7 protein-coding genes are annotated in these 4,588 nt (G+C 72.9%); 4 read left to right on the top strand and 3 right to left on the bottom strand.

Going from position 1 to position 4,588, the window contains the following annotated elements:
* The coding region (locus ACXJKG_RS19645; protein WP_456847413.1) for a pyridoxal-phosphate dependent enzyme at positions 1–585 on the top strand (585 nt) is incomplete at its 5' end.
* 51 nt (positions 586–636) lie between these two features.
* On the opposite strand, the gene greA is transcribed toward ACXJKG_RS19645, so the two are convergent.
* Positions 637–1,122 carry a transcription elongation factor GreA gene (greA, locus tag ACXJKG_RS19640; protein ID WP_456847412.1) on the bottom strand — a complete coding sequence of 162 codons (486 nt, stop codon included), beginning with the start codon at positions 1,120–1,122 and terminating at the stop codon, positions 637–639.
* A gap of 248 nt (positions 1,123–1,370) precedes the next feature.
* The gene (locus ACXJKG_RS19635; protein WP_456847411.1) at positions 1,371–1,796 is read right to left on the bottom strand and encodes a DUF4307 domain-containing protein; all 426 of its coding nucleotides are present in this window, start codon (positions 1,794–1,796) and stop codon (positions 1,371–1,373) included.
* Between the two features lie 109 nt (positions 1,797–1,905).
* Between ACXJKG_RS19635 and mca the strand changes: the two genes are divergently transcribed.
* From mca to ACXJKG_RS19620, 3 genes are read left to right on the top strand one after another with little or no spacing between them, the layout of a single operon-like run.
* Positions 1,906–2,778 (top strand): mycothiol conjugate amidase Mca, encoded by an 873-nt coding sequence (mca, locus tag ACXJKG_RS19630; RefSeq protein WP_456847410.1) that lies wholly within the window; start codon positions 1,906–1,908, stop codon positions 2,776–2,778.
* Positions 2,775–3,161 (top strand): hypothetical protein, encoded by a 387-nt coding sequence (locus ACXJKG_RS19625; protein WP_456847409.1) that lies wholly within the window; start codon positions 2,775–2,777, stop codon positions 3,159–3,161. The genes mca and ACXJKG_RS19625 overlap by 4 nt, the downstream gene beginning before the upstream one ends.
* A complete protein-coding gene (locus ACXJKG_RS19620; protein WP_456847408.1) occupies positions 3,158–3,991 on the top strand; it encodes a carbon-nitrogen hydrolase family protein in 834 nt (277 codons plus the stop codon). Before ACXJKG_RS19625 ends, ACXJKG_RS19620 begins: the two co-directional genes overlap by 4 nt.
* A gap of 6 nt (positions 3,992–3,997) precedes the next feature.
* Here the strand turns inward: ACXJKG_RS19620 and trhA are convergent.
* Positions 3,998–4,588, bottom strand: a 591-nt coding sequence (gene trhA / locus ACXJKG_RS19615) for a PAQR family membrane homeostasis protein TrhA (protein ID WP_456847407.1), incomplete at its 5' end; no start/stop codon positions are given.

The following is a 4,588-nucleotide window of genomic DNA, read 5'->3' as shown; positions in this document are numbered from 1 at the left end:
GCCGCCTACCCGGCCTCGCTCGCCGCCGGGCACCCGATCGCCGCGCCCGAGCTGCGCACGATGGCCGACGGCATCGCCGTGGGGACGCCCGGCAACGTCCCGTTCTCGATCCTCGCCGCGCACGACATCGAGGTGCACACGGTCTCGGAGGAGGACCTCTCCCGGGCGCTGCTGCTCGTCGCCGAGCGGGGGAAGATGCTGGTCGAGCCGTCGGGCGCGGCCGCCGTCGCGGCACTGATGGCCGGCGTCGGGCCCATCGAGGGACCTGTCGTCGCGATCCTCTCGGGCGGCAACATCGACCCGCTGGTGCTCATGCGGGTGGTCCGGCACGGGCTCGCCTCCGCCGGTCGGTTCCTGCAGCTGCAGGTCCGGATCGACGACACGCCCGGCGCCCTCGCCGACCTCCTGCGGGCCCTGGCCGACACGGGCGGGAACGTCATGCACGTCTCGCACGCGCGGACGGTCGGCGACCTGCAGCTCGACGAGGTCGCGATCGTCGTGCAGGTGGAGACCAAGGGCCCCGACCACTGCGCGTACGTGCTGCAGCAGCTCCGCGACGCCGGCTACCGGCTCGCCGACCGCTGACGCGAACGAGGCGCCACCCACGCGGGGTGACGCCTCGTTCGTCGTACGGGGTCAGCCCGCGAAGGGCTTCGCGTCCGTGATCTCGACCGGGATCTCCCGCCCGTTGGGGGCGGTGTAGCTGGTCGAGTCGCCGATCTTGCAGCCGTTGATCGCGGCGCCGAGCGGCGACGTCGGGGAGAAGACCTCGATGTCGGAGGTCCCGGCGATCTCGCGCGAGCCGAGGAGGAACACCATCTCGTCGCCGGCGACGACGGCGGTGACCACCATGCCGGGCTCGACGATGCCGTCGTCCTTCGGCGTGCCGATCTGCACGTTGCGCAGCTTCTCCTTGAGCTCGCGGATGCGGGCCTCCTGCTTCGCCTGCTCCTCGCGAGCGGCGTGGTAGCCGCCGTTCTCCTTGAGGTCGCCCTCGTCGCGCGCGGCGGCGATGCGGGCGGTGACCTCGGCTCGGCCCTCTCCTTCGAGGCGTGCGAGCTCAGCCGTGAGGCGGTCGTAGGCCTCCTGGGTCAACCATGTGGCCGCAGTCGTATCGGTCACGATCGCTCCTTTCCTTGCGTGGGGTGCCGCACGTGCCGGTGTCTGCGCCGCGGGGGTGGGCGCTCGGCAGTGCGGTCGGACGGACGCATCCAGGGACACGTCCGTGTATCGGGTACTGAAGGGGTCCTCCGCCGTTCCCTCTCGGTCGCGTCGACCGGTGGTGGTGCCGGACCGGGGCGGCGTCGAAACGACCAGGATAGCAAGGAGGGGCCGACAGAGCCGCAGAATCACCCGTCAGGGGGGCGCGCTCAGGGCGTCGAGGCGGGCTCGTCGACCAGGTCGCAGCGCTCGACCGTGCCGCTCACCGCGAGCTCCGTGGTCTGCACCGTGACGGTGACGCGGCGGGTGCTGGTGTCGGCGGGACCGACGTCGACCTTGCGTACGCCCACCTCGCCGTACGACTCCGAGAGCGCGGTGACCGTGCAGGTCACGGTCGACTCCTTCGGCTTGGTCACCTCGAACGTCACGTCGATGGCCTGTGGCCCCTGGACGTGGAAGCCGACGTCCTTCCAGGAGACCGGCTGACCCGCCAGGTTGAGGCCGATCCAGATGACGATCCCGACGCCGACCACGGCGGCGGCGATCAGGCCGAGGCGACCGCGACGCACGGACCGGGCCGTGCGCTCGGGGCCGTAGCGCCCGGCCGGCGGTCGGGTGGCGGGCGAGTCGGTCACGGAGCTCCTCGGTCGGTGGCGCGACAGGGTCGCGGCGTGCGCGATCATTGTCTCTCGTCCAACCACCCGCCCAGGCCGCCGAGGCCGGGCGACCGACGGGAGGCCCGAGGTGACCGGAGAGCGGCTGCGCCTGATGGCGGTGCACGCCCACCCCGACGACGAGTCGAGCAAGGGCGCCGCGACCACGGCGAAGTACGCGGCCGAGGGCGTCGACGTCCTCGTCGTCTCGTGCACCGGCGGCGAGCGCGGGGACGTGCTCAACACGCAGCACCCGCCGGTCGAGGGCGGCCTGGACGGCATGCGGGAGTACCGCCGCCACGAGATGGCGGCCGCCGCGGCTGCGCTCGGGGTGCAGCACCGCTGGCTCGGCTTCGTGGACTCCGGCCTGCCCGAGGGAGACCCGCTGCCGCCCCTGCCCGAGGGCTGCTTCGGCCTGGTCCCGCTGGAGGAGGCGTCGGCCCCCCTGGTGGAGCTGGTCCGGGAGTTCCGGCCGCACGTGATCACCACGTACGACCCGTCGGGCGGCTACCCGCACCCGGACCACATCATGTGCCACAAGGTGTCGGTCGAGGCCTTCGAGGCCGCCGGTGACCCCGAGCGCTACGTCGGCCGCGGCGAGCCGTGGACGCCCTCGAAGCTCTACTACAACCACGGGTTCTCGCTGGTGCGCATGCGCGCGGTGCACGACGCGCTGGTCGCCGCGGGTCGCGAGTCGCCGTTCGGCGACTGGATCGACTCCCGCCAGGCCCGCGAGATCCCCGAGCGGGAGATCACCACGCGCATCGAGTGCTCGGCGTACTTCGGCCAGCGCGACGACGCCCTGCGCGCGCACGCGACTCAGATCGACCCGGACGGCTTCTTCTTCGCGATCCCGCGCGAGCTCGAGATCGCGCAGTGGCCCACCGAGGAGTACGAGCTCGCGTCCTCGCGGGTGCCCGTGACGCTGCCCGAGGACGACCTGTTCGCCGGCCTGCGCGCATGATCGCCGCTCTGCTGCTCGCCGTCCCGACCCCGAGCCCGTCGCCGTCCGACGTGAACATCGACGGCAGCCCGGTGGGCTCGCCCGGCTTCCTCGGGTTCGTGTTCACCTTCCTGCTCGCGGTCGCCCTCGTGTTCCTGTTCCTCTCGCTCACCAAGCAGATGCGCATCGTCGACCGCCGCGCGAAGGCGCTGGGCCTCGACGACGACGACGACGAGGTCCGGACCGAGGGTCCGCACCAGGATCTCGGGGTCGTCGACGCCGGCGCGGCCGGTCCCGACCTGGAGGTGGACGCGGACGTCGAGGTCGCCGGGTGGGACTTCACCGAGGACGACTTGTCGAACGGCGGTCCCGCGAGCACCGACGACCCCGGTCCGTCCCGGTGAGCACCGCGCCCGAGCCGCCGCAGCGCCCCTCCGTGCGGGTCACGGTCGCGCAGCTGGCGGTCAGCGCCGACCACGGCGCCAACCGCCAGGTGGTCGAGGACGCGTTCGACATCGCCGCGCGCACCAGGGCGGACCTGCTGGTGGTGCCCGAGTACGCCTCGGGCTTCGACCCGCGGGGCGTCGGCGTCGAGCATGCGGAGCCGCTGAACGGACCGTTCGTCGCCATGCTGCGCGCGCGGGCGGCGGCGACGGGCGTGGCCGTGCTGGCCGGCGTGACGCTGCCGGCCGACGGCGACGACCCCCGCGCGGTGAACGCGGTCGTGGCGGTCGACGGCACCGGCGCGCTGGTCGGGGTGTACCGCAAGGTGCACCTGTACGACGCGTTCGGGCAGCGGGAGTCCGACCGACTGGCCCCCGGCCCGGTGGACGCCGCGCCGCTGGTGCTCGAGGTGGGCGGCCTGACGTTCGGCGTGCTGACCTGCTACGACCTGCGGTTCCCCGAGTCCGCCCGCCGCCTGGTCGACGCGGGAGCGCAGGTGCTCGTCGTGCCCGCCGCGTGGGCCGCCGGCGAGCTCAAGGCGATGCACTGGCGGACGCTCGCCATCGCCCGGGCCATCGAGAACACCGCCGCGGTGGTCGCGGTCGGGCAGGCGGGCAAGGGCGTCACCGGGCGCTCGATCGTCGTCGCGCCCGACGGCGTGGTCGGCCTGGAGATGGACGCGGAGCCGCAGGTGCGGACCGTCGACCTCGACGGCGCCGCGCTGCTGCGCGTGCGGGAGCAGAACCCGTCGCTGGCCAACCGCCGCTACACGGTGGTCCCGGTCGCCTGACGACCGTCAGGCGGAGCGGTACGAGGCCATCGACACCGCGATGTAGTGGCAGGTGTACCCGACCACGGTGAGCACGTGGAAGATCTCGTGGAACCCGAACCAGCGAGGGCTGGGGTTGGGCCGCTTGAGGCCGTAGACCACCGCGCCCAGCGTGTACGCGAGCCCGCCCCCGGCGATGAGCAGCACGATCGCCAGCCCGCCGGAGCGGTAGAACGCCGGGAAGAACCACACGGCCACCCACCCGAGCGCCACGTACACCGGCACGTAGACCCAGCGCGGCGCACCGAGCCAGAAGATGCGCGCGAGCATCCCGACGAGCGCTCCCGACCACACGACGATCAGCAAGGTGCGCGCGGTGTCGGCGGGCAGCAGCAGGACCGACAGCGGCGTGTAGGTGCCCGCGATGATGAGGAAGATGTTGGTGTGGTCGAGCCGGCGCAGGACGGCGGCCGTCGTCGGTGACCAGTGCCCGCGGTGGTAGAACGCGCTGGTGCTGAAGAGCATCACGGCGGTGACGCCGAAGACGGCGGTGGACCACTTGGCCTCGGGCGTGGGCGAGAGCACGACGAGCACGATCGACGCGACGAGCACGAAGGG

Source organism: Cellulomonas sp. P5_C6 (assembly GCF_054049635.1).
Note: the sequence above shows the minus strand (reverse complement) of the source record. Positions and strands in the feature narration are given on the sequence as shown.